The organism is Bacillus sp. PK6-16, assembly GCF_056530295.1.
This window is the reverse complement of record NZ_CP096511.1, coordinates 4,837,620-4,863,084: the sequence shown is the minus strand read 5'-3', so window position 1 is coordinate 4,863,084 and position 25,465 is coordinate 4,837,620. Positions and strand designations below refer to the sequence as shown.

The following is a 25,465-nucleotide window of genomic DNA, read 5'->3' as shown; positions in this document are numbered from 1 at the left end:
TCGTTTCCTTTTTTTGACCTTTCTATAAATCTAGCAAAGAATAGGGGATAAAGGTAAGATGAGTATTTTGCAAGGAATCCTTGATACGTATGCTCAGTTTTTCGACTTGGACATGTGGATTAAAGTGTTGCAGGATCCAGTATCTTGGGGATTAATTGGTACACTTGTTGTACTTGAAGGATTATTATCTGCTGATAACGCACTTGTGTTAGCGGTAATGGTAAAACATCTTCCGGAAGAAAAACGTAAAAAAGCATTATTCTATGGACTTATTGGAGCTTATGTGTTCCGCTTTATTGCGATTGGAATCGGAATGTTCTTAATTAAATTATGGTGGGTAAAACTTCTTGGTGCACTTTACCTTGCTTGGTTATCAGTAAAATACTTTATTGATAAGCGTAAAGGTGCAAGTGAAGAAGACGAAGCTCACGGTATGAATCAAAATAGTATTCTCTTTAGAATGTTTGGTGTCTTCTGGGGAACAGTTGCGATGGTTGAATTAATGGATATCGCATTCTCTGTAGATAGCGTACTTGCTGCATTTGGTGTATCTAATGAAGTTTGGATTTTACTATTAGGCGGAATGCTAGGTATTTTAATGATGCGTGGTATTGCTGGTGTATTCTTAAAATTGTTAGAGCGTATTCCAGAGCTTGAAACGACAGCATACATTTTAATCTTAATTATTGCAGCAAAAATGTTACTGTCTTTAATCGAGATTGAGATTAGTCATACACTATTCTTTATTATTTTAGTTGTAGCATTTGGAGCAACATTTATACTTCACTACATGAAGAATTCTGGACAAGCTAGAGAAGAAGTTGCAGCTACTAAAGAAGACAATAAATAATTGAAATGGGTTTGCTCGTTTTGCGAGCGCCCATTTTTTATAACCAAAAATAGTTTATAATAGAAGAAGGACTTAGAAAAAACGTAAATGTTTTTGGAGGTGAACTGTTGTGTTTTCACGTTTTACACTTCAACCATATGCATTAAAAGATGAATCAGATTTAAAGCAATTTGAAACGCTTTTAGAAAAACGCCCACAATATGAGCTGACAGAGAATGAGATGAAATTTAGCTATATAGCATGTCGAATCCTTGGCGTTCCTAATGATGTAGATGAATATTTTAATGAACTGTTTGATTATAGTGAAGCGAAAGGAATCGAAGTTTTACACGAACAAAATTTAAACAAAGTGATTGATTCGGAAAAGCTTCGTCATATTCAAGAAGTGTTCGGATTACATCAAGAAGCACCAAATGGCCTGACAGTAAATAGGCTAGTTGCACACTTATCTGGGAAACAACTTTTACCGAAAGTAGACAATCCTGATTTACAGCATTACATACATACGACGTTTATTTCACTATTGAAATTATATGAGAAGCAACATAATCAGTCGTTAAAGACAGAAGGCTTCCGTCGTTTCTTAATCGACATAATTAAACTAAGCGAAAATTACGTAGCGAAGTGGTTCTCTACGATTAATTATAAGAAACAAATGCCGCGTATCATTTGGTACGGTGATGCACAGGAAAGCCGTATATATTTCTTATACTTTCTTATTATGCTCGGTTGTGATGTGCTTTATTATCACCCAGAAGGAAAAGATGGATTTGAAAATATTGATGAAGAGGGAAGAACTTTTGTTGTATCTCATTCAAGTCGCATTTCGCTTGAACCATTCCCTGATCGTCGCCGTGAGCGTGTTGCAACAGTAGCGTATCAAGCTTCGAAAGAAATTGAACAAGTACTTCACCACGATAATTCACTGCTGTACAAGCCGTGGCAATTCCGTTCCTATACGCCTGTAGCTCGTACACTAAAAACAACATATGATGAACTCTTTTTAATTACGAAAGAAAAGGCGTTTGTACGCCCGACATTCTTTGTTGAAAATAAACACATTTATATTCCTTCTTTATTTGCGAAAATATCAGGCGTTTCAAAGAATGATAAAGAATATTTTCAACGATTAAAGGCTGTTACATCATTTGATAACAGTTTATTAATTAATACATTCCCGTTTACGAAAGAGCAAAAAGCAAACTTCCAATATCATTATCGAGATGCATTGGACCGAGCTGGAAAATTGCATCCTGATCTAATTATGAATAGCCATTGGTGGCCGCATAAGCGTTTACCGGAAGGTTTACAGCATGGGATTGCAGAGGCGATTATCCATACGTGCGAAAGTGAAATGTGCAAACCAATTGCGAAAGAGACGAAACAAGATGTAGCGCTATATGTTTTCGCACAACTTTCTCAAATACCACCCAATATTTTAGAACAGCTTGAGAAATTTGATTATTCACAAGATGTACCGAAAATTGTTATATTTAATAATGAGAAGAGCGGAGAATTAACTCGTTCTGACGCTGTTTTATTACTATTTTTGAATCAAATTGGAGTAGATGTATTCCATTTCAATCCAACGGGAAGAAACGATATTGAACCGTATATTGAAGCGGGAGCATTTGATTCACATTGGCTTGAAGAGGTTAATTTCGATCTTGAGTTTCATGGTTCATCAGCCTATAAAAATTTATCACAAACAATAAAAGGACTATTTCGTCCATTTTTATAAGGAAAGGGAGAATACCATATGAATAACCCAGTCGTACTAGATCCGAAAACAGAATTAAATGAACAAACAGCACAAGATGTTCGCTTACAACTTAGACAAGATGCGGATGTACAACGTATTTATAATGCGGTAGATATTAAAGATCAATTAGAATTAATTGAACTTGGAAAAGAACCTTCTATGGAAATTTCACGTTTTGCTGATCAAATTTTACATACAATGTCATTATCAAAGATAGAAGATTCTGGTGAATTATTAAAACAGCTTGGTAAAATTATGGACCGATTCGATAGTAAAGACTTTGCGGAAGAGAAAAGCGGTTTCTTTTCACGTATGTTTAAAAAAGCGGATAAAATGATTGAACAAATTTTTAGCAAGTATCAAACGATGGGCCGTGAAATTGATAAAGTTTATGTGGAAATTACGAAGTACCAAGATGAGATGAAAAAATCAATTGGTACGTTAGATGGCTTGTATGAGCAAAACTTAAAATATTATCTAGACTTAGAGAAGTACGTAGTAGCAGGAGAAATGTTATTAGAGCGTTTAAATACAGAGTTAGTTCCGATGTATGAAGAGCGTGTACGTAATAATGATCAATTAGCAGGTATTGAATTAGAGTCGCTTAAAAACTCTGTTGAAATTTTAGAACAGCGTATTGACGATTTAGAAAAAGCACGTATGGTTGCGTTACTTACAGCACCACAAATTCGTATGATTCAACGTGGTAATAATAAATTAATTGGTAAAATCAATACAGCATTTATTACAACGATTCCTATCTTTAAAAATGGTATCATTCAAGCGGTAAATGCCAAGCGTCAAAAGCTTGTTGCGGATTCTATGGCTGAACTGGATCGCCGTACAAATGAATTACTTAAGAAAAATGCACAAAATATCGCAACGCAAAGTGTAGAAGTAGCGAGATTATCAGGTTCTTCTAGTATTAAGATGGAAACACTTGAGGAAACTTGGAACATTATTTCAAGAGGTATGCAAGAAACACAACAAATTGAAGAGCAAAACAAACGTGAGCGTGAAGAAAGCCGCAAACGTATGGCTACATTAACAGAGAACATCAAAAAAGAATTACAAGGATAAAGTGAAACTTTAATCAGTGGGGTTTTGTTCATCCCCACTAATTATTAGCCTTCACCAATTGGACATTTATGGGCAGTTAATCCACCACCTAACTTCTTTGCTCAAACTAAATTTTGAGGTGGGAGTTTTACTGCACGGAAAATAGTAGGATAAATGAAAAGGCAATGAGGACTATTCCTCATTGCCTTTTAGTTTCTCTTCACTAATTTAATAATCTCATTCACAATAAGTGGAATGATACTTAATAAGAGAACAAATCCCCAATCTCGCATCGTTAATGCATGTACACCGAATATATTTGCAAGGGGCGGGATGGAGATGATACAAACTTGCATAAGAACACCGATAAGAAGGGAGAAAACTAAATATTTATTTGTAAAGATCCCAATTGAAAAAATTGATTTCGTTCTTGAACGCAAGTTAAATGAATGAACGAGCTGAGAAAAACTAAGAACGACAAATGCCATCGTTTGAGCGTGTAATAGAGCATCGTCATCAATTCGCTCTGGGAAAAGAGGGAATAAATTTGTATCTCCAGTATAGAATTTTGCTCCGGCGATAAAAGCTATTAGCGTTAAAAGTCCAATGATAACTCCATTGAAAATTAGGAAAGGAACGCTACCACTAAATAAGCTTTCTTTTGCATGTCGTGGTTTTTCCTTCATCACATCTGGATCTTCAGGATCAACCCCAAGTGATAATGCAGGCAGTGTATCTGTAATTAAATTCACCCATAAAATATGAATAGGTCGTAGTGGTGTTGCCCAGCCGAGTAAAATTGCTAAAAATAAAGCGATAATTTCTCCGAAGTTACAAGAGAGTAGGAAGAGAATTGATTTTTTTATGTTGCGATAAATATTTCTACCTTCTTCAACAGCTTTCACGATAGATGAAAAATTATCATCTGTTAACACAACATCCGCTGCCCCTTTTGCAACGTCTGTTCCTGTAATGCCCATCGCTACGCCGACATCGGCTTGCTTTAAAGATGGTGCATCATTGACGCCATCACCAGTCATAGAAACGATATTTCCTTTCGCGCGTAATGCCTTTACAATTTTCACTTTATGCTCTGGAGAGACTCTAGCGAATACATTTAAATGATTAATTTTGCTAGCTAGTTCTGTATCAGAAATGTTATCTAATTCAGTTCCAATCATAATTTCCGATATTTCTTCAGCAATGCCAAGTTCTTTGGCAATTGCAAAGGCGGTATCTTTATGGTCACCAGTAATCATAACTGTGCGAATACCGGCTTTTTTACATTCTGTAATTGAATCTTTCACTTCAGTTCGTGGTGGATCAATCATACCGACAAGACCAATAAAGATAAGATTTTCTTCAAGATGATTTATATCCACATCGTTTGAATTGTATTGTTTAAATGCGAATGAAAGTACTCTTAAAGCTTCTTGAGACATTGCTCCGGCAGCTTCTAATATTTGATTTTTATCAGAATCAGTTAAAATCTCGATTTTGCCGTTTTTAAAAATATGGGTACATCGAGGTAAGAGCTTATCAATAGCGCCTTTCGTCATGCTATAGTAGCTTTCATCGTATGTATGTACGGTTGACATCATTTTACGATCTGAATCGAAAGGTACTTCGTTAACACGTTCATGTATTTTTTCTAAATGATCTTTTTGCATGTTAAAAGTGGTTCCAGCAACGAGAAGTGCAATTTCAGTCGGGTCTCCCGTTTGTGATTCGTTAGTGTAAGAAGCATCATTACATAGCACCATATTTTCTAACAATAGACGTTGCGCATCATTATTTACATTTAAACTTTCTAAGCGATCGTATGTGTTATCACTATAAAAGTGAGTAACGGTCATTTTATTTTGCGTTAACGTACCTGTTTTATCTGAACAAATAATTGTGACAGAACCGAGGGCTTCAACAGCTGGTAGTTTCCGAATGATAACGTTTTGTTTAATCATACGTTGCACACCAATTGCAAGAACGATGGAAACGATAGCTGGCAAGCCTTCTGGAATAGCTGCAACGGCTAAACTAATAGCAGTCATAAACATTTCTAACGTATCCCGGCCTTGTAAAAAACCGATGAGGAACATAACGATACAAATAGCTACAGCGACAAAGCCTAAATATTTTCCGACTTGTGCTAAGCTTTTTTGAAGTGGTGTCATATCATCGTCTGCTTCATGTAAAAGGGTAGCAATCTTACCAATTTGTGAGTTCATTCCAGTTTCAACAGCAACACCGACGCCTCTTCCGTATGTTACAAGAGTGGACATAAATGCCATGTTTTTTTGATCGCCGAGTGGTACTTGCTCATCACGTTGCATGGAAGGGTGGTAGATTGCATCTTTATCAACAGGGACAGATTCACCAGTTAGAGCAGATTCTTCAACTTTTAAATTTGCGGTTTCAATAAGGCGTAAATCGCATGGGATATATCGTCCGGCGTCGAGCATAACGATATCCCCTGGAACGACGTGCTCAGATGGAATTTCTTTTAGTTCACCATTTCTCTTGACGATAGCTTTAGGTGTTGCCATCTTTTTCAATGCCTCTAAAGCTTGTTCTGCTTTCGATTCTTGGACAACACCGATAACAGCATTTAAAACTACAACGAGCGCGATAATGCTGGCATCCGCCCATTCACCTACAAAGGCAGAAATAAGGGCAGCAATAATAAGGACATATACGAGGACGTCATTAATTTGGGCGAAAATACGCTGCCATAAAGTGCGTTTTTGTTTTGTAGCTAATTCATTAGAACCGTATTGCTTTAAACGTTCACTTACAATTTCATCTGTTAAACCGTGTTGTTCGTTTGTTTCTAGGTCAATTAATGTTTGATCTTTCGTCTTACTGTACCAATTGCTCATAAGTAAGCACCTCCAGTAAAAACAGTTAGCAATGGTAGTGTTGCTATTATTTGTGAGTAGTATGTATGGAGAAAAAATCTAAGGTGAGGTTCTACTTCTATTGTACAATATTTTACAGTTGGTTGAGGGAAAGAGAAGAGTTGTCATGAATTTGTTGGAAATAAAAAAGAGCCTCATATAAGAGAGGCTTTTTTACTTTTTAATTAATGTACCTAATTCTTCTGTAATAGCTTGCATTTCACTAATGCTGAATGTTTCACGTTTCATAACATGATCATAAATGTCACGTAAATCTTCGTACATTTCTTCGTTAAAACTAGCAGCTCTCATCGCTCCAGCATTAACCATACGTAATTTTTCTTTAATAGCTTCGACCATGTATTCAACGTTTTCTTCTGACTTTACGGATAAATCCACCGAAGTGTCCCCCTTTAAAATAACATAAGGCTATCTTAACATTTTTTATCATTTTCGTTAATGGATCTTTTCAATCCTATTAAATTAGTAGGGATTTCCTTTATATTTCATAATTGGTTGTTTATACTATAAGTATATATGAAGAAATGCACCAAGAAGGGAAGAAACAAAAACATGGTTCAAGTATTGTTTGTTTGTCTTGGGAACATTTGCCGTTCTCCGATGGCAGAAGCGATTTTTCGAAATCTTGTCGTAAAAGAGGGACTTGAAGAGAAAATTGTCATTGATTCTGCAGGAACTGGAGATTGGCATGTTGGCCATCCGCCACATAAAGGAACACAAAAAATTTTAAAAGAAAATGCAGTCACTTTTGAAGGAATTAAAGCAAGGCAAGTAGAAAAAGAAGACTTAACAAAGTTTGATTATATTATTGCCATGGACAACAAGAATATAGCAGATTTAAAAAGTTTAGGTAAAACTGGAGGCTATATTGGTAGGCTGTCCGACTTTGTTCCAGACGGTGGCTGGCCAGACGTTCCTGACCCTTACTATACAGGGAATTTCCAAGAAGTATATGACCTTGTAACAGAAGGGTGTGCAAAGCTATTAGCTTTCATTCGAAATGAACAAGGAATATGAGGAAGCTTAGAAAGAAATACTTTCTAACATAAGAAATGAAAGGGTGAAGGAATATGGCAAAGAAAAATAATATTGCTCGAAACATTGCGATTGGTGTAGCGGCAGGTGTAGCTGTATCCATGTTAAAGAAAGAAAACCGTGAAAAAGTAAAAAATACAGCAGAAAAAGCAAAAACAAAGATGATTGAAATTGGTGAAAATGCAAAGATCAAAGAAAAAGTGCAAACTGTTACAGATAAAGGACGCGAACTTGCTGATTTCAATGTGGTAAAAGCGAAAGTAGCAGAAATTAAAAAATTAACGCCATCTGTTGTAGAGACGTTAAAAGAAACGAAAGAAATTTTTAGTAAGAAAAAAGTTGAGCCAGAAGAAAAGCCAGAAACGATTGAAATTCAAGCTGTATCTCCAAAGGTAGATGAGCTGAAAGCAGAAGAAGAGCCAGTAGTTGCTGAAGATGGTGGTATGAAAGAAGCGCGTGAATTATTTATAAAAGACTCAAATGCAGTGGAAAAAAAAACTGAAGCGTACATTGAGTTAAAGCAAGATAAAGAAGAGAAGAAAAGCGTTTAAACATATATGAGAAAAATTTTAGAAAAGGTGAGAAGAAATCGTACTTATTCGTTTGGTAAAGATTTATATGACCGGACGATGCGCGATGATGTAGCGGGCTTGGCAGCACAGCTCGCTTATTTCTTCTTACTTGCAATTTTTCCTGGGCTCGTTTTCTTAATTACGCTTCTTGGATTTATTCCCATTCAAACAGAGGATGTGCTTAGTTTATTAGAGGTTTATGTACCAGATGATGCAATGAACTTAATTGAGGTAAATGTAGATAAAGTTGTAAACCAGCAAAATGGTGGTTTATTATCATTTGGTTTATTATCCATGTTATGGTTTGCCTCAAATGGTGTTAATGCGGTTATGAATGCTTTTAACCGCGCTTATGACGTGAAGGAAACACGTTCTTTTATTACAACAAGAGCGTTATCAATTGTGTTTACATTAGCTATTATTTTTATGATTGTCTTTGCGTTAATTGTTCCGGTATTCGGACAAGTTATTGGAGCAGCAGTGTTTAAAGCACTCGGTTTATCAGATAGTTTTTCTGTCGTATGGAGCATTACACGATTAGTAGCGAGTTTCTTCGTGCTATTTGCTTTGTTTAGTTTCTTATATACATTTGCACCAGATCGAAAGTTAAAAAGAAGAGAAGTTATTTCAGGGGCGTTATTTGCTACTGTAGGATGGATTGTGGTATCGTACTCATTTGCTTATTATGTAGATAAGTTTGCGAATTACGCCAATACATATGGTGGTCTCGGTGGTATCATTATTTTAATGTTATGGTTTTACTTAACTGGATGGGTAATTTTACTTGGCGGTGAAATTAATGGTTTACTCCACCATTATAGAACCGGTGACAATAATTCCCGTAATGAATAATGAGCTCTTGTTCCATAATAAAAAGGAACAGGGGGGATATTTCATGAGTAATAATAAAAAGAACCATAATAATAAAAGTAATAATAAACAAAAGAGCAGTTCGCATCCAAAGCATAAAACGAGTAGCAGTGCGAACGGTCATAATAGCTATCATTAAAAAAAACGGGTCCTCTATGAGGGACCCGTTTTATTTGCTTCCTTTTAATAATCGTAAGCCATTCAAAATGACAAGAATCGTACTTCCTTCATGGCCAATAACACCGAATGGAAGAGCTAAAAATTGCAAGAAGTTTGAACAAATTAGCATGGCAATAACGGCTAGCGAAAAGATTACGTTTTGCTTCACAATACGATTCATTCGTTTTGATAGACGGATTGCTTGAGAAAGACGAGATAGTTCGTTCTTCATCAGTACAACATCCGCAGTTTCTAAAGCTACATCTGTTCCTTCTCCCATTGCGACACCAATGCTAGCAGTAGCTAGTGCAGGTGCATCATTTATACCGTCTCCGACCATTGCTACTGTACCGTATTTTTCTTTTAACTTTTTAATCGTTTCAACTTTTGTTTCTGGTAAGCATGATGCGTAATATTCCTTTATATTACTTTCAGAGGCAATTGCTTTTGCCGTTTCTTCATTATCTCCAGTAATCATAATTGCTTCGACACCAATGCTTTGTAAATCACGAATAGCAGCTATTGTTTCTTGGCGAAGCGTATCTTTTAAAGCGATAAGTCCAAGAATGCCTCCCTCATCACTAATATAAACGACAGTTTTACCTTCCTTTTCAAGTGAGGCAGAAATACCATTATGAAATGTTTTTGTTTCTTCACCGATAAAATCAGCTTTACCTATTTTATAAGCGTTGTTTTCGAATATTCCTTTTAGCCCAAAACCAGTTACATCTTCAACCTTTTCTGGTTTTTTTAATGTAATGTCGTACGCATGTTGTGCATATTTAACAATAGATTCAGCCAAAGGATGTGTAGAGTGACTTTCAATTGATGCTGTAATAGAAAGTACTTCTTTTTCTGTCATATTTTCTCGAACATATATATCTGTTACGGTAGGTTTTCCTTCTGTTAATGTTCCTGTTTTATCAAAGGCGATTGCTTTTACTGAAGCGAGGCGTTCTAAATGTATGCCACCTTTAAAGAGAATTCCATTTCTTGCTCCGTTAGAAATTGCAGATAACGTTGCTGGTGTAATGGCAGCAACGAGCGCACAAGGAGATGCGACTACAAGTAAGATCATAGCGCGATAAAACGTTTCATTCCAGCTCCAGTCAAGTAAGAAATGAGGAACGAACATCATAAGCGCAACAACGAGTAGTACACCTTTTACGTATGTTCCTTCAAACTTTTCGATGAATAGTTGTGATGGTGATTTTTCACTTTGTGCACTTTGTACGAGACGGATAATCTTTTGGAATAATGTTTGATCGCTCGGCTTCGTAATTTTAACTTCGATAGCACCACGTAAATTTACAGTACCTGCAAATACTTCATCGCCATGTCTTTTCTCATTTGGAATAGGTTCTCCCGTGATTGCTGCTTCATCGATATTTGTTTCACCGTTATGAATCGTACCGTCAGCAGGAACACGTTCACCTGGTTTAATTAAAATAATGTCGTTAATTTGTAACTCTCCAACAGGAATACGTTCCTCTGTTCCGTTGGAAATGCGTAATGCTTCTTCGGGTTGTAAGTCAAGAAGAGCGGAAATTTCTTTTTGGCTCTTACTTAATGTATAAGATTCCATAGCACCGCTGAGCGCAAAGATGAAGATTAAAATAGCCCCTTCTGCCCAGTAGCCAATAATTGCAGCACCGATAGCTGCAAAGAGCATTAGCATTTCAACATTTAGCTCTTTTTCTTCAATCGTATCTTCAATTCCTTCTTTCGCTTTTGCATATCCACCAACTATATAAGCAAGGATATAGCAAGTAATACCTGCATTCATTGCATCGTTCTTTGTGAATAGCCAGCCAGCTAAAATAAAAATACCAGATGCCAATGCAAATACAAGTTCATAATGTTTTTTTAATGTATCCCATAAAGTGGGATGAGAAATTGTTTCTTTTGCGTGTAACGTTTTTACTTCTGAGTTCATTACTACTCGCTCCTTCCGAATTCTTATTGAGAAAAATAATCAAAATCGAAACCCCTATAAAACGACGAAAGCTGCCATCCATAATGGATAGCAGCATTTCTGTTGAATCTGTTTTTAATAGTTATTATGTTGTAATTATTCTATAGTATATCATATGTTTTTATGAGATGGTACGGTTTTGTTTCAAGTATAAACGGAAAACTTGTGTTTTCGCAATTCCTTTGGTATATATGAATATTGTTCATAAAAAGGTCGGAAAGGAAGACAACAAGTGAAGACAGAGAAATTTTTTACCCATCCGATTGGCGTATTTATTGCTGCAATAGTAGCAACTTTTTTATGGGGAAGCGCATTTCCTTTTATTAAGTTAAGTTATGCTGAACTTGGAATTCAACCACAAGAAGTTGGAGAACAAATATTATTTGCCGGTTATCGTTTCTTGTTATCTGGAGTCATGCTCTTATTATTCTTTAAAGTGTTAGGAAAAGATATGAGCTTCAAAAAAGGAACGGGGAAACAGTTAATACAAATTGGTTTATTCCAAACGTTTCTTCAATATATCTGTTTTTACATTGGAATGAGTTATAGTTCAGGAATTGAAGGAGCTATCATTTCAGGGACATCATCATTCTTTCAAATTTTACTCGCCCATTTTTTATATAAAGATGATGCTCTCAATATAAGAAAAATAATTGGGGTATCGATTGGTTTTTGTGGCGTCGTTTTAGTAAATGTGCCGAGTGATGGTAGCTTATCATTTCATTTTGGAATCGGAAGCTTATTACTTCTTAGTGCAGCAATGCTGTATTCATATGGAAACATATTAGCAAAAGAAGGTAGTAAAACATTAGATGTTGGCTATATGACAGCATACCAAATGATGTTTGGTTCTATAGGATTATTATGTATAGGGGCTTTACAAGTTGGAGTCATGCCATTTACATTTAGTCTACATGCACTACTTATGCTGATTTATTTATCTTTCTTATCTGCAGCTGGTTTTTGCATTTGGAATACAATTATGAAGTACAACAAGGTTGGAAAAGTATCTATGTATATGTTCTTTATACCCGTATTTGGTGTGTTATTATCGAGCATGATTTTAGGTGAAGCAATTCATTCATTTGTGCTACTCGGTTTAGCATGTGTAGCCGCGGGAATTATTGTGGTAAATCGGACGCCAGCTAAGCAAAAAATAGAGAAAGAAAAACAAGTAGCATAGAAAGCAGAAAAGCGATTACAATGGAAGAACAGTACTGTTCTTCTTTTTTTATAGAAAAAGGATAATAGACTAAGTGTAACGAAAAAAGATACAAAAAGCATTTATTGAGGAGAACATATTATGAATCTACTTTACGTGGTGTTAATTGGGCAAATACTTCTTTTTTTAATTGGTGCAATTTATGCAATGCGGCAGACAAAAAGAACGAAAGATAATATGCCGTTACCTTTAGCAATCCGTCTTATTCTTAGTTTTTCTTTAACAGGTAGTGCAATTTGGATATGGTTACAAGATCCATCTGTAGAGTATAGTACGTGGGTTGCACTTGGTATGACTTTATCGACTGTGGGAGATTTGTTTATGGCTGGGCTGATTCCAATTGGTCACAGGTTAATTGGAGGGATGGTTACTTTCGCTCTTGCTCATTGTTTTTATGTAAAAGCATTTTTGCAAACAGGAATTTCGTGGAATGGTTTTTGGATTGGTTTACTCGTATATGGGCTCTTTCTAATTGTAGGATGGTTCTTCTTTATCCGAAATGATAAACAGGATAAATTGTTTACGATAGGAGCTCTAATTTACGGCTTGTGGGTTGGAGGAATGGCTTGCTTTGCATTCGCCTTATATTATGAAAATACAGGAATATGGTGGATACCAGCGTTTGGTGGTTTACTGTTTGTGATTTCTGATTTTATTATTGGCGTGACAGATATCGGAGGGCGTAAATTGAAGTATGAGCCACTTTGGATTTGGTTTACATATGTAGCTGCTCAAATGTGTATTGTATATGTGGGATTATAAAAAGATACTCTCAAAATAGTGGATAGACTATTTTGAGAGTATCTTTTTTGCTTGTTTAATTTGATCAGTATTACCATTTTGAAATTTCTAATATTATAATTTTATAATTCAGAATTTTGTAGAAAAATATCGGTTGTATTATTTATAATAAAAGTAAAAAGATGATGAGATGGTGAAATGATGCAAAAGAAAAAACGTTGGCGTGAATTCTTTGGAACTATTGCAATTGCATGTTTATTGGTGTTTTTGGCGAAAATTTTTGTGTTTTTCCCTACGACTGTAAAAGGAGCATCTATGAGGCCAACGTTGCAAGATGGAGATAAGGTAATTGTTAATAAGTTAGCAAAACAATTTGAAAGCTATGGGAGAGAAGACATTATTGTTGTGAAAACAGATAATTTTTATGTCAAAAGAGTGATTGGATTATCTGGAGATATAATTGAGATGAGAAATGATCAATTATATGTAAATTCTGAAGTGAAAGATGAAGAGTATTTGGATAGTAATAAAAAACAAGCAGAAAAAAAACTTATGAATTTAACAGAGGACTTTGGACCGATTACAGTTCCTAAAAATAAGATTTTTGTTATGGGAGATAATCGCTTAATAAGTAAAGATAGTAGAAATGGTTTAGGTTTTATTGATAGAGAAGATGTGTTAGGAAAGTTAGCAGGCATTTATTATCCGTTTGAACATATGAAAATAATAAAGTAAAAAACCAAGCAAATTTTAGTTTGCTTGGTTTTTTTGTTAAACAGTAGGAGATTCGTTAGATACGAACATATCTTCATGTTTCTTTGTAGTACTTAAAACGAATTTATGTTGTAGCAATTGTAGTTTAAATAACGCCAAAGGATCATGATATGTTTCTGGATTGCTTCTTAGCGTTGCTAATGTTTGCTCGTCTTCCTTTATCTCAAGTTGAGCTGCATCTACATTTTGTTTCAATATATTAAGTGGATCTTTGAAGAACATCATGATATCACGTTCTAATGCACCTTCAAATACTTCAAATTGAAGGAAGAATTGTTTTGAAATTGTGTGAGCAATTTCTGTATAGTCTTCTGTTTCAATATATTGTTTATATTTGTTGGCGAGCATAGATTGGTTTTTTTGCATATTACCAAATAATTTTCCGGCACTTTTTAAGAAAAACTGTGTCGGTGTAAAGCGTAATAAAATATTGATGTTCGTTACTGTAATTCGATTTGTCATTCGTACAACATCTCGATTCCAATCATCTAATAATTTGAAATCGCAAGGAAGTTTCATACGTTCTTCTTTATATAATTTATTAAACGTTTCACTCATTTCATCTAAATAAGCTTGAGCTTGAATAAATTCATTATGTGCTGTTTCAATCCATTCTTGAATAGACCCAGTAAATTTAGGAAGAAGTACCTGTTGTACATGCTTTTGAACTCGTTCATTCATTGCAGCATTTAATTCTTCATGAACTAGTTTGAAATCACTATCTTCTTGAACAAGATCAGAGCAGCTTTGTAATAATTCAGGGATTTGAGAATGTATATCTCGTGTAATTTCTTCTTTCGTTAAAAGATAGGATTCGGTAATAGAGCGAATTTTATCTTTTTCAAGAGCAGTAAGGTTATTAATAAATCCAGTAAGTTTCACTGAGATGTGTTTATTCCAGCGTACGGATTTTACTAATGTATTTTCTAATTCCACACGTTCATTTATGAGATAAGCAATTGTCTTTTGCGTAAACCATATTAGCTTTTCTATACGTTCTTTTTCTATATCGCGTTTTGCAAGATTAGAAAGAATAGATTCTGTTACATCTCCAAGTTGCTGGCTACTCTCTTGCGAAGGAGAGTATGGGAAGAATTGTGCATCTGGAAAATGTACTTTAAGTTTACTAATTAGTTTTTCATTAGTAGTCGTATTATTTGTGTGTGATACGAAGTGAATTTGTAAGTTTGGTACTTGTTCACGTAAATAAATTAACGTATCAATTTCTTGACTATGCAATGGTGAAGAAGAATTTAATACGTATACAAGGCTATCTGCTGCTTGTAAGTATTCAAAGTATGCATTGTTTTTATCCAATTGTCCTTGAATGGATGGTGTAATAAGAAATGTAAACTTATTTTTTCTTAAAAACCTACTTGGTAGCTTAATTTCTATACATTTTTTCTCAAGTTCTGACTGAGCAGATGTAGCCGTTATTTGATGGAATTCATCAAGGTTAGGGATATTTCTTATATCTAACTCGGTAAATTCTGTTATTTCAGTTTGACTAGCGTCTTTAAATAGAATAGGAGTTGTTAAAGTTTCAGTTAAGATGTTCTCTCCCAATATTGAATTAACAAATGATGTTTTATCATGGTCACTAGTTCCAGCTATTAGTATTGGTGTGACATTTAAATCACATAGTTCATGGACGAGTAGCGTAAATTGATGACTTAAATCTACATCATTTTTCTCAGCCCATACAGCGATTGTTTCGAATAAATGAGAAACTGTTTCCATATTTACATCTGCTTCAGCTGATGTATTAGAAAGTAAGGATCCAGCACTTTTTACGAGTAATGATTCTAAAGTTGTAGGTGAGACTTCATTCCATGCTAACACTGCTGCAGAGACAACTAGAGAATCTTTTGCTTTCGTTAAACTGAACCAATTTGTTAATAAATTTGGTACAAGTCCGTTTAATTCATGCATAAAATGATTTCCGGTAATTAATGCAAAGTATGTTTCTTGGTAGCGAGTAGAAATTTCATTCCAATCGTCATTATTGTCTGTTTCAATATGCAAGAATAAATGATTAATACTTTGAATCCAAGGAAGGTATAAGGATTCATGTTGATAGCTATTCCAAAGAGCAATAACAAGTTCTTTAAATTGAGCTTGATCAACAGCATATAGAGCTTTTAAAGACTCATAGAAATATTCAGGCTTAATATTTTTTGTAAATCCTTTGTTTATGTAAGTTATTAACGTATCAAACCAGTGTAAAGATTGTGTTCGGATACCTTCTTGAACAGCTAGTTCGATAGCGTTGTTCCAATCTTCTTGTTTTTCATAGAAAGAACGTGCAATTGCAGTAATATTTGGGTAATCCGGTTGGAATGCAACAGCTTCACTAATCGTCTTAAAAGCGAGTCCTAAACGATCTTGTTCGATATAAAGAGAAAGAAGTTGTAAGGAAACCTCCATCGTAAGAGTCGTATCTTCCGTTTGAATAGATTGATAAATTTCTTCTGCCTTTGGTAAGAATCCTAGTTCAAAATAAGCATCTGCAATATTTTTTGTCGCCCAAAGTGCAAGAGCATTATTTACTTTTTCCCATTTAAATATAGCTGCTTCAAAATCTTTATTTTGATAATAAAATTCACCTTGAGCAAATCGAATATTAGAAATGTTGGAGAATTCATTTTTAGATTCATTTATATATGCTTCACCGAGTACTTCCGATGCAGGAGTAGAAGTTTCTTCTGTTAAAAATGTTTTATAGTAAACTTTTTGAATAAATTGATTTTCAATGGTCATGTTCGTTCCCCCCTGTATAATTTAGAAAAATGATGTTGTATGTAAAAGGGTGTATGTTCTTTTAATAGGTAAAAGTTTCATTATATAGACCAAACTATGTTTTTGCTAGATATATCATTTTTCTTGAGAGTTAAACCGTTGCGAAAAGTAACTTTCCTTTATTGTAACAAAAAAACACGCATATGAATTTTTATTTTTTATCGGGTTATTTGCGGGCAGTAAGAATCTAATCTCAAAATTGGTGAATGTAAGTGAGTTATGTGGGAGTCGGGATGTCTGTAAAAGCAAGATTGGCATAGGTTAATAATTAGTAGAGGATGAACAAAACTCCCACTGAGTAAAGTTTTACTTTATCTCTGTTAAAGGAAAGAATAGAAGTAGAGTTCATTATAAAAACAATGTATAGTGAATATGTATACCATGTTTGCCTTAAAGATAGAAAGGGTACAATGTGGAATAACGACCGTGCATAGGATGTGTCTTCCGAATGGAACAACATATTGGCGAGTTAATCGCGCATTATGGCTATTTTGGAATTGTTATAGCTTTGGCTGGTGGGATTGTCGGATTACCGATACCAGACGAGTTTTTATTGACCTTTGTTGGTTATAATGTTTCAAAAGGAGTTATGTCAGGAACTGCTGCTTTTTTAAGTGGGATGGCTGGTGCGATGTTAGGAATCACGTTAAGCTACATATTAGGTTTAAAACTTGGGCTCCCTGTTTTAAAGAAATATGGGCCGAAAATTAGAATTAAAGAACATCACATTGAAAAAACACATATTTTATTTGAAAAATATGGGCCATTTCTTTTAATGATTGGTTATTTTATACCGGGCGTACGTCATTTAACAGCATATTTTGCTGGGGTATCAAATTTGACACTTTGGCGTTTTTGTTTGTACGCTTACGGTGGTGCGCTCATTTGGATAAGTGTTTTTATTGGGCTTGGCTGGAAGTTAGGCGAGAAGTGGCGCTTCGTTGAGTATAGTTTACATCATTATGGAATATGGATTTTATTAATTTCAGCAGTTGTTACATGTGTTGTATGGTTGTACATAAAGAAAAAGAAAAACCGCTAATAGCGGTTTTTTTAGCTGAAAGCAATAAATAATACACCAGCTGTAATAAAGACTACACCAACGCCGGTCATAAAGTTTAACTTTTCACCGAGGATAATCATAGCGAGAATGATAGAAAATACGACGCTTAATTTATCGACAGGAGCTACTTGTGAAACCTTTCCTGTTTTGAGGGCAAGAAAATAAAATAGCCATGAAGAAGCACCTGCAATCCCACTTAATGTGATAAATAGCAGTGCTTTTTTATTTAGCAGTACGTCGCCGATATTTTGAAATTTACCTTGTATGATAATAACGCCTATCATAAATAATGCCATAATAATAGATCGAATTGTTGTTGCAACGTTTGCATCGATGCCGTCTAAACCAAACTTTCCAAAAATCGATACAAGGGCAGCAGCAATTGCTGATAATAGTGCAAATAAGAGCCACGAACTCATAGTAAAATTCCTCCAATCGTACAGTATTATACATGAAAATGATTCTCATGTATAAAGTTGAAGCAATTGAGCTTTATAGGAAGCACGACTTCAACTTAACTTCTTGCTCCACCTGAATTTTAAGGTGGGAGTTTTACTGCCTGTAAATAGTGGGCTAAATAGCGAAATAATCCCCACCTTATATTTTTAATAAGGTGGGGATTATTATACTACTCTGCAATTTCCTCATATAAAAAGTACGTTACATTATAAATATGTTCTACTTCATCGTCTGTCATAAACAGTAATTCGTCACGCTCAATCCCTTTTTTCTTTTCAATAAACTCAATCATGTTTTTGCGTTCTTCTCTCTTCATCAATTTTATTTCTCCTCTCAATCTGTTTTAATACAGTTTATTTAAGTTAATGCTATTATATAACAGAATCTTTAGAAAGTTCCACCTATTTTATTGTTTTTTTCAAAAGAACTTTTCGACAAAACAAGCCCACCTAAGGGGGGCTTGTTTTATTTTATAGTCGTAAAAACTCAGGCTCCGTCGTACCGGCACCATCGATGTAATAAATTGTGTCGGGGTTGATTTTTATCAATACGTAATTAGGGTCTTCAGGGCCGAGTAACCAACGTTTTAAGCTATTATTCCAAAACTTGTTTTTTAATGTCGAGTCTTCCTCAATTGAAGCCAATCCTTCAACTTCAATATAATCTTCATCTAATTTTTTCCCTTCTCGTCCGAGTAGTACATGGACATTAGGATTTTGTTCAATATCTGTTATCTTTTTTGATTGTCGATCTGTTGCAACATACAGTACAAAATCTTCATGGAAAAACATCATAAAGGCGCTATGAGGTTTCTCATTTCGTACTGTAGATAATACACCAGTACGTTGACCTTGAATAATAGTTGCGATTTTTTCTTTTAAGTGCATAATTTTAACCCCTTTTCACAATTTATAATTCTGTCTGTTTAAACAAGATAATTTAAATATCTTTCATACTGTTTTCTTCAATCCGATTTTTTAAACGTAATTGTGATGAAATCGGACAAGTTAGGAGAAGAATAATAATAATATTGAGGAGAAATACATACGATGGAAGGATGAAAAGCATGTTTAATAAAATATTTCTTATAGTAGCGCTTATAGGTGTACCACTATCTGTACTTGGAAAAACACTTCATTGGCCAGAAACAATTATGTTCGCTGTGTATTGTATTACGATTATCGCATTAGCTGGTTTTATGGGTAGAGCAACAGAGAGTCTAGCAATTGTTTCTGGTCCTAGAATAGGCGGATTATTAAATGCTACTTTCGGTAATGCTGTTGAACTTATCATTTCAATTTTTGCACTTCAAGCAGGGTTAATTGAAGTGGTGTTAGCTTCTTTAACGGGTTCTGTACTTGGAAATTTATTATTAGTAGGAGGGTTATCTTTCTTTGTTGGAGGTCTTAAATACAAAAGACAAAGTTTTAATGTATATGATGCAAGGCATAATTCAGCTTTATTAATATTTGCTGTTGTTGTGGCCTTTGTTATTCCAGAGATCTTTTCAATGAAGATGGACGCTGGCAAGACGTATCAATTAAGTATAGGTGTTTCTATTATTATGATTATCATGTACCTTGCTGCATTACTATTTAAGTTAGTTACGCACCGTGGTGTATATCAACATAAAAGTGACGAAGTAGCGCATGAAGAAGAGCCAGAGTGGTCGAAAGGGAAGGCGCTCCTTATTTTAGCAATAGCAACACTAGCGGTAGCTTATGTGTCAGAGGCACTCGTGCATACTTTTGAAACTGTTGCAAAGTCATTTGGCTGGTCAGAGTTATTTATAGGGGTTATTATCGTTGCAATTGTTGGGAATGCAGCGGAACATGCGTCTGCAATTATTATGGCTTATAAAAATAAAGTAAATATTGCAGTTGAAATTGCAATAGGCTCTACATTACAAATCGCCATGTTTGTTGCTCCTGTATTAGTATTACTATCTATGTTCTTCGCGCAAAGGATGCCTTTAGTATTTACCATACCAGAACTTGTGTCTATGATTACAGCCGTTTTCTTAACGATTGCGATTTCCAATGATGGAGATACAAACTGGTTTGAAGGAGGCACTTTACTAGCGGCGTATGTCATTATGGGAATTGGTTTTTATTTATTATGAAAAATAGGCATAACAATTGCGCTCAGAGAAAACAATAAACGAAGTAGTATATATACCTACATAGGAAGGAGCCAGACAGGTGAAACGAGTATACAGCATATGTCTTTCAACTATGGTCTCGTTTATTTTATTATTTCCTAACATGAGTTTTGCAAAGACAACAGTAGGAACAAAAATGCCTTCATCTGTTTTAAATATTTCAAAAGACAATACATTTCCAAATGATGCGCAAGATTTGCCACGTTTACAACCAAGTAAATTTGCTCAAGAGCTATTGAAAACGGCTAATATTAAAATTGAAAATCCAGACTTAATTCGGATGTTTAATGAAACGACAATTTCAAATGCGCCACTTGCAGTAGGGTATCGGGCAAAAATTTATTTAGGTCAATGGGCCTTACATTATGAATCAGTAGACACATCGATTAATTGGGAATATAAACAAGTGAATCGAAATGTGTATGATAATCGCGGAGGAGACCGTTTATATCCACTTCGCTATAAGCAAGAAACACAAAAGACGGTTGAAGGCGATTTAACAGCAGATATGAAAGATGCTGCAGATGTGAAAAAAATGATGCTTCTCAAAGCACTTGAAAAAGTACAATTACCTCTTTCGTTTAAGACAACTATTGGTTATGGTACTGGACATGAGCGTGTGTATAATATTAGTCCGAGTCAACTTGGATATTTATACGCTTATACACCAGCAGTAAATGAAAAGGGAAAAGTAACATTTGGAGAAGTGTATCTTGTATTAAAGGGAAATCAAAAAAGACTTGTTGTGAAAAATATTACTTCTCAAGGAATTGGAGCGGCAATTCCAATTCATGATCATTTGTTTTTTAAATTTATTTCTTCTTCTCACTCGCAATAACATAAAAAACGTCAGCTTATAAGCTGACGTTTTTTTTATAATGTAATGTTTGCTGTTTTTGATAAGAAATCTTCTGTCGGATAGTAGCTGTTTTTTACAAGAACATTTGGTCCAAGACATTTTACTGCAGGACAGTGGCAGCTTAATGATTTTGCTGTTTTTGAAGTGCTCCATTTTTCATACGCTTCTTGTAATGTGTTTGTTTGTATGTTTCCTAGAAGTGGAACATCACCAAAGTCCGTCACAATAATATTTCCATCGAAAATATTTACATTTAAACGAGAACGGCCATCTGGATCATTACGAACAGTTACATTTTTGCTCTCTTGCAATTTTTTAAATGTAGCTATGTCTTTTTCGTCATCGCTACAAGCATAGAAAGGTAAAGTTCCAAATAGCATCCATACATTTTCATCGCGAATTTCTAGTAAATGTTCAATCGCATCACGAATTTCAGCTTTTGTTAAAATCTCTAGATTACTCGCGAAGTCACTTGGATACATTGGATGAACTTCATGACGTTTACAGCCCATCTCTTCGACGATTTGGCGGTGAATATGTTCAATATGTGGTAGAGTTCTTTTGTTTAGCATTGTTTCGGCCGATACAAGTACACCTGCATCTGATAGAGCCTTACTATTTGTAATCATTCTTTCGAATAATTTTGCACGTTGTTCGTAAGTAGGCTTACGCTCCATCATTGCAAATCCGCCTTCAACGAAGTCATCAATTGTTCCCCAGTTATGAGATATATGCAATACGTCTAAATAAGGAATAATCTGTTCGTAACGTGCTAAATCTATAGTTAAGTTAGAGTTGATTTGAGTGCGAACGCCTCGTTCATGGGCATATTTTAAGAGTGGTGTTACATAGTTGTCGACGGATTTTTTTGAAAGCATAGGTTCGCCGCCAGTAATACTTAAAGAACGTAAATGAGGAATCTCATCTAATCGTTTTAATAAAAGATCCATCGGAAGCGGATTTGGGTCTTTCGGCTGTAACGTGTAACCAACAGCGCAATGCTCACAGCGCATGTTGCATAACGTCGTTGTTGTAAATTCAACATTTGTTAATAGTAGTTTGCCGTACTCTTCAAGGTCCATATACGCTTCCCATGGATCGTAAGAAGGAGTAATCGGCTTCATTTTTTGTGATATCGTCATATGAAATACTCCTTTGACTATTGAAATAACAATTTGTCCATTCTCTATAATAGAAGAATATGTGCTTTTTATAAAGTGAAACTTTTTAGCATGGAAAAAGAGAGGGCTTACATTATAGTGGATGACTGTGACAAAATTGATGAAATTTCATGCCCATAGCAATCGTTTTTGCGGTATAATAAAAGCAACTCGAATTAAAAGGAGAGTGCCTTCATGGGAAAAGCAATTCAAGATAAAGATACACAATTAGTATATTTAAAAGAACGTTTAAATATGTTCATTGAAGTAATTGATACAATTGAACCTGAAGAAGTAGAATTAGAAGATGTAGATCGTCTTCTTGCAATGTTAGATGAATTAGAATTAAAATGTGAGCAATTTAAAAAAGACGAATAATATATTAAAAAGGCTACCAATTCCAATTTGGTAGCCTTTTTCTGTTCGGGTAATAGAAGGACGATAGAAAAAGAGGTATAATCAAGTTGTGAAAAATTTCATTTATGCTCTAATAGCGTGAAACAAATAAATAGCTAAAGAGCATAACAATTGAATTTTCAGCTCATAACGTTTTGGTAGCGTTCACAATTGAGGGGGAAGTAACAATGGAAAAGCTTCAAGAAAGCATGTATCAACTAATTGTTGAAACGTCAACGAACTTACCGAAAGATGTTCGTCGTGCGATTCAACAAGCGAAAGAGCGAGAAAATGCAGGGACTCGTTCTGCGATGGCACTTGGCACAATTACAAATAATATTAAAATGGCTGATGATAACATCTCGCCGATTTGCCAAGATACAGGGATGCCAACGTTTAAAATTTATACACCAGTTGGTGTGAATCAATTAAAGTTGAAGGAAGCTATCTATAATGCGCTTGAGCGGGCGACAAAAGATGGTAAACTTCGTCCCAATTCTGTTGATTCTCTTTTTGGAGATAATAGTGGAAATAATTTAGGACCAGGTACACCGGTGATTAAGTTTGAACAATGGGAAAAAGATTATATTGATGCACGTTTAATCCTAAAAGGTGGTGGCTGTGAGAATAAAAATATTCAATATAGCTTACCGTGTGAACTAGAAGGGCTTGGACGAGCTGGCCGTGATTTAGAAGGGATTCGTAAATGCCTTCTTCATGCAGTATATCAAGCACAAGGGCAAGGATGTAGCGCTGGTGTAATTGGTGTTGGTATCGGGGGAGACCGCACATCAGGTTATGAATTAGCAAAAAATCAATTATTCCGTACATTAGATGATGTCAATCCAGTACCAGAGTTACAACATCTTGAAGAGTACGTATTAGAAAATGCGAATAAGCTTGGCATTGGTACGATGGGATTTGGCGGAGAAACAACTTTACTTGGTTGTAAAATTGGCGTCTATAATCGTTTGCCAGCTAGTTTCTATGTATCTGTTGCGTATAATTGCTGGGCATATCGTCGCCTTGGTGTGAAAATCCATCCTGAAACAGGAGACATTATGGATTGGCTATATCAAGAAGGTGAAGATACACTTCAGCATGAAGTACAAGAAAAAACAGAGCAACGTGAGATTGTATTACAAGCACCAATTACAGAAGAGCAAATTCGTGAACTTCGCGTTGGTGATGTTGTAACAATTAATGGCATGATGTATACAGGTCGTGACGCAATCCATAAGCATTTAATGGATAATGATTGTCCAGTAGATTTAAATGGACAAATTATTTACCACTGTGGTCCAGTTGTTGTGAAAGATGAAAATGACAATTGGCAAATTAAAGCGGCAGGTCCAACGACAAGTATTCGTGAAGAACCGTACCAAGGCGATATTATGAAGAAATTCGGTATTCGCGCTGTCATTGGAAAAGGCGGTATGGGTGCGAAAACATTAGCGGCTTTAGAAGAACACGGCGGTGTATATTTAAACGCAATCGGTGGTGCAGCGCAATATTATGCTGAATGTATTAAAGAAGTGAAAGATGTTGATTTCTTACAATTTGGTATTCCAGAAGCAATGTGGCATTTACGTATCGACGGGTTTAAAGCAGTTGTAACGATGGACTCGCATGGTAATAGCTTACATGCAGATGTTGATAAAACATCACTTGAAAAATTAGCTAGCTTTAAAGAGCCAGTATTTAAGTAAATAAAAAATGCATCTCGAATGATTCGAGATGCATTTTTTTGGTATATATAGAAAAACATGTTCAGCATGAAAGAATGCGTAGCAACAGAAACTACAAGTACGATTATATATGGAAAGGAGACTATTTATGAAATATAAATGGTTATATATCGGTCTCATTTTTTCAATTATGATGGCACTTGTTCCAGTTTCAGCACTGGCTTATACAAATACTCCACATAACTGGGGAATCCCGCGTCCTAAAAATGAAACAGTACCAGATGCAGGAAAGTTATATACAGATTTACTACAAAAAAATGGCGGGTTTTATTTAGGAGATACGAAGAAAAAAGATATTTATTTAACATTTGATAATGGATATGAGAATGGATACACAGGGAAAATATTAGATGTATTAAAAGAGAAAAAAGTACCAGCAACTTTCTTTGTAACGGGGCATTACATTAAAACGCAAAAAGATTTATTGTTAAGAATGAAGGATGAAGGACACATTATTGGAAACCATTCTTGGAGTCATCCTGATTTTACAGCGGTAAATGATGAGAAACTTCGTGAAGAATTAACGAGTGTAACGGAAGAAATTAAAAAAGTAACTGGGCAAAAAGAAGTGAAATATGTACGTCCTCCGCGCGGTGTATTTAGTGAAAGAACGTTAGCTCTTACGAAAGAAATGGGCTATTATAATGTATTTTGGTCACTTGCATTTTTGGATTGGAAAGTGGATCAGCAAAGAGGATGGCAATATGCGCATAATAATGTTATGACGATGATTCATCCAGGATCTATTTTATTACTTCATGCAATATCAAAAGATAATGCAGAAGCACTTGCAAAAATCATTGATGATTTGCGCGAGAAAGGGTATCATTTTAAAAGTCTAGATGACTTAGTAAAAGGCAATCAACCGTAAGCATGTATGCTTACG

At 35.1% G+C, this 25,465-nt stretch carries 23 protein-coding genes; 15 read left to right on the top strand and 8 right to left on the bottom strand.

Annotated elements, in window-relative coordinates; translation table 11 throughout:
- Positions 1–58 precede the first annotated feature (58 nt).
- The 3 genes from M1D66_RS24980 (at position 59) to M1D66_RS24970 (ending at position 3,692) form a co-directional block, all read left to right on the top strand.
- Positions 59–850 (top strand): TerC family protein, encoded by a 792-nt coding sequence (locus tag M1D66_RS24980; protein ID WP_000025704.1) that lies wholly within the window; start codon positions 59–61, stop codon positions 848–850.
- A 109-nt stretch (positions 851–959) separates the two neighbouring features.
- Positions 960–2,591, top strand: coding sequence for a YceG family protein (locus tag M1D66_RS24975; protein ID WP_000492859.1), 1,632 nt, complete (start codon positions 960–962; stop codon positions 2,589–2,591).
- Between the two features lie 18 nt (positions 2,592–2,609).
- Complete coding sequence (locus M1D66_RS24970) at positions 2,610–3,692, top strand: toxic anion resistance protein (RefSeq protein ID WP_001064409.1); 1,083 nt, start codon at positions 2,610–2,612, stop codon at positions 3,690–3,692.
- 188 nt (positions 3,693–3,880) lie between these two features.
- On the opposite strand, the gene M1D66_RS24965 is transcribed toward M1D66_RS24970, so the two are convergent.
- Together M1D66_RS24965 and M1D66_RS24960 are read right to left on the bottom strand one after the other, a co-directional pair.
- Positions 3,881–6,547, bottom strand: a complete 2,667-nt coding sequence (locus M1D66_RS24965) for a cation-translocating P-type ATPase (RefSeq protein ID WP_242554883.1) — start codon at positions 6,545–6,547, stop codon at positions 3,881–3,883.
- Between the two features lie 192 nt (positions 6,548–6,739).
- Positions 6,740–6,964 carry a DUF1128 domain-containing protein gene (locus tag M1D66_RS24960; RefSeq protein ID WP_000366196.1) on the bottom strand — a complete coding sequence of 75 codons (225 nt, stop codon included), beginning with the start codon at positions 6,962–6,964 and terminating at the stop codon, positions 6,740–6,742.
- A gap of 174 nt (positions 6,965–7,138) precedes the next feature.
- On the opposite strand from M1D66_RS24960, the gene M1D66_RS24955 reads away from it, so the two are divergent.
- The 3 genes from M1D66_RS24955 to M1D66_RS24945 are packed head-to-tail and all read left to right on the top strand — an operon-like array spanning position 7,139 to position 9,045.
- Positions 7,139–7,603, top strand: a complete 465-nt coding sequence (locus tag M1D66_RS24955; RefSeq protein ID WP_242554882.1) for a low molecular weight protein-tyrosine-phosphatase — start codon at positions 7,139–7,141, stop codon at positions 7,601–7,603.
- 53 nt (positions 7,604–7,656) lie between these two features.
- Positions 7,657–8,172, top strand: coding sequence for a DUF4075 domain-containing protein (locus tag M1D66_RS24950; protein ID WP_001085387.1), 516 nt, complete (start codon positions 7,657–7,659; stop codon positions 8,170–8,172).
- Between the two features lie 6 nt (positions 8,173–8,178).
- Positions 8,179–9,045, top strand: a complete 867-nt coding sequence (locus tag M1D66_RS24945; protein ID WP_242554881.1) for a YihY/virulence factor BrkB family protein — start codon at positions 8,179–8,181, stop codon at positions 9,043–9,045.
- A gap of 187 nt (positions 9,046–9,232) precedes the next feature.
- Here the strand turns inward: M1D66_RS24945 and M1D66_RS24940 are convergent, their stop codons facing one another.
- Positions 9,233–11,158, bottom strand: coding sequence for a heavy metal translocating P-type ATPase (locus M1D66_RS24940; protein WP_086385310.1), 1,926 nt, complete (start codon positions 11,156–11,158; stop codon positions 9,233–9,235).
- A gap of 271 nt (positions 11,159–11,429) precedes the next feature.
- On the opposite strand from M1D66_RS24940, the gene M1D66_RS24935 reads away from it, so the two are divergent.
- The 3 genes from M1D66_RS24935 to lepB all read left to right on the top strand — a co-directional run bounded on the left by M1D66_RS24935 (position 11,430) and on the right by lepB (position 13,895).
- Positions 11,430–12,380 carry a DMT family transporter gene (locus M1D66_RS24935; protein ID WP_000845697.1) on the top strand — a complete coding sequence of 317 codons (951 nt, stop codon included), beginning with the start codon at positions 11,430–11,432 and terminating at the stop codon, positions 12,378–12,380.
- Positions 12,381–12,500: 120 nt separating this feature from the next.
- Complete coding sequence (locus tag M1D66_RS24930; protein WP_001051080.1) at positions 12,501–13,181, top strand: lysoplasmalogenase; 681 nt, start codon at positions 12,501–12,503, stop codon at positions 13,179–13,181.
- Between the two features lie 177 nt (positions 13,182–13,358).
- Positions 13,359–13,895 (top strand): signal peptidase I, encoded by a 537-nt coding sequence (gene lepB / locus M1D66_RS24925; RefSeq protein ID WP_000983310.1) that lies wholly within the window; start codon positions 13,359–13,361, stop codon positions 13,893–13,895.
- Between the two features lie 36 nt (positions 13,896–13,931).
- On the opposite strand, the gene M1D66_RS24920 is transcribed toward lepB, so the two are convergent.
- Positions 13,932–16,694: a tetratricopeptide repeat protein gene (locus M1D66_RS24920; RefSeq protein ID WP_086385309.1), complete on the bottom strand. Its 2,763-nt coding sequence runs from the start codon at positions 16,692–16,694 to the stop codon at positions 13,932–13,934.
- 487 nt (positions 16,695–17,181) lie between these two features.
- Here M1D66_RS24920 and M1D66_RS24915 point away from each other — a divergent pair, with 487 nt between their 5' ends.
- The gene (locus tag M1D66_RS24915; RefSeq protein WP_000434878.1) at positions 17,182–17,775 is read left to right on the top strand and encodes a DedA family protein; all 594 of its coding nucleotides are present in this window, start codon (positions 17,182–17,184) and stop codon (positions 17,773–17,775) included.
- A gap of 11 nt (positions 17,776–17,786) precedes the next feature.
- Here M1D66_RS24915 and M1D66_RS24910 read toward each other — a convergent pair whose 3' ends face one another.
- The 3 genes from M1D66_RS24910 to M1D66_RS24900 all read right to left on the bottom strand — a co-directional run bounded on the left by M1D66_RS24910 (position 17,787) and on the right by M1D66_RS24900 (position 19,142).
- The gene (locus M1D66_RS24910) at positions 17,787–18,215 is read right to left on the bottom strand and encodes an EamA family transporter (protein WP_000100295.1); all 429 of its coding nucleotides are present in this window, start codon (positions 18,213–18,215) and stop codon (positions 17,787–17,789) included.
- A gap of 209 nt (positions 18,216–18,424) precedes the next feature.
- Complete coding sequence (locus M1D66_RS24905; RefSeq protein ID WP_000817786.1) at positions 18,425–18,571, bottom strand: BH0509 family protein; 147 nt, start codon at positions 18,569–18,571, stop codon at positions 18,425–18,427.
- Positions 18,572–18,725: 154 nt separating this feature from the next.
- The gene (locus M1D66_RS24900) at positions 18,726–19,142 is read right to left on the bottom strand and encodes a pyridoxamine 5'-phosphate oxidase family protein (protein ID WP_000550220.1); all 417 of its coding nucleotides are present in this window, start codon (positions 19,140–19,142) and stop codon (positions 18,726–18,728) included.
- Positions 19,143–19,321: 179 nt separating this feature from the next.
- On the opposite strand from M1D66_RS24900, the gene cax reads away from it, so the two are divergent.
- The gene (gene cax / locus M1D66_RS24895) at positions 19,322–20,377 is read left to right on the top strand and encodes a calcium/proton exchanger (protein ID WP_000482133.1); all 1,056 of its coding nucleotides are present in this window, start codon (positions 19,322–19,324) and stop codon (positions 20,375–20,377) included.
- 79 nt (positions 20,378–20,456) lie between these two features.
- Positions 20,457–21,254: a YfkD famly protein gene (locus M1D66_RS24890; RefSeq protein WP_002083605.1), complete on the top strand. Its 798-nt coding sequence runs from the start codon at positions 20,457–20,459 to the stop codon at positions 21,252–21,254.
- Between the two features lie 35 nt (positions 21,255–21,289).
- Here the strand turns inward: M1D66_RS24890 and yfkAB are convergent, their stop codons facing one another.
- A complete protein-coding gene (yfkAB, locus tag M1D66_RS24885; RefSeq protein ID WP_000156016.1) occupies positions 21,290–22,417 on the bottom strand; it encodes a radical SAM/CxCxxxxC motif protein YfkAB in 1,128 nt (375 codons plus the stop codon).
- Between the two features lie 213 nt (positions 22,418–22,630).
- Here yfkAB and M1D66_RS24880 point away from each other — a divergent pair, with 213 nt between their 5' ends.
- The 3 genes from M1D66_RS24880 (at position 22,631) to pdaA (ending at position 25,450) form a co-directional block, all read left to right on the top strand.
- Positions 22,631–22,813, top strand: coding sequence for an SE1561 family protein (locus M1D66_RS24880; RefSeq protein WP_000513558.1), 183 nt, complete (start codon positions 22,631–22,633; stop codon positions 22,811–22,813).
- A gap of 206 nt (positions 22,814–23,019) precedes the next feature.
- Positions 23,020–24,540 carry a class I fumarate hydratase gene (gene fumA, locus M1D66_RS24875; RefSeq protein ID WP_000413523.1) on the top strand — a complete coding sequence of 507 codons (1,521 nt, stop codon included), beginning with the start codon at positions 23,020–23,022 and terminating at the stop codon, positions 24,538–24,540.
- Between the two features lie 127 nt (positions 24,541–24,667).
- A complete protein-coding gene (gene pdaA, locus M1D66_RS24870; protein ID WP_000875956.1) occupies positions 24,668–25,450 on the top strand; it encodes a delta-lactam-biosynthetic de-N-acetylase in 783 nt (260 codons plus the stop codon).
- Positions 25,451–25,465 lie beyond the last annotated feature (15 nt).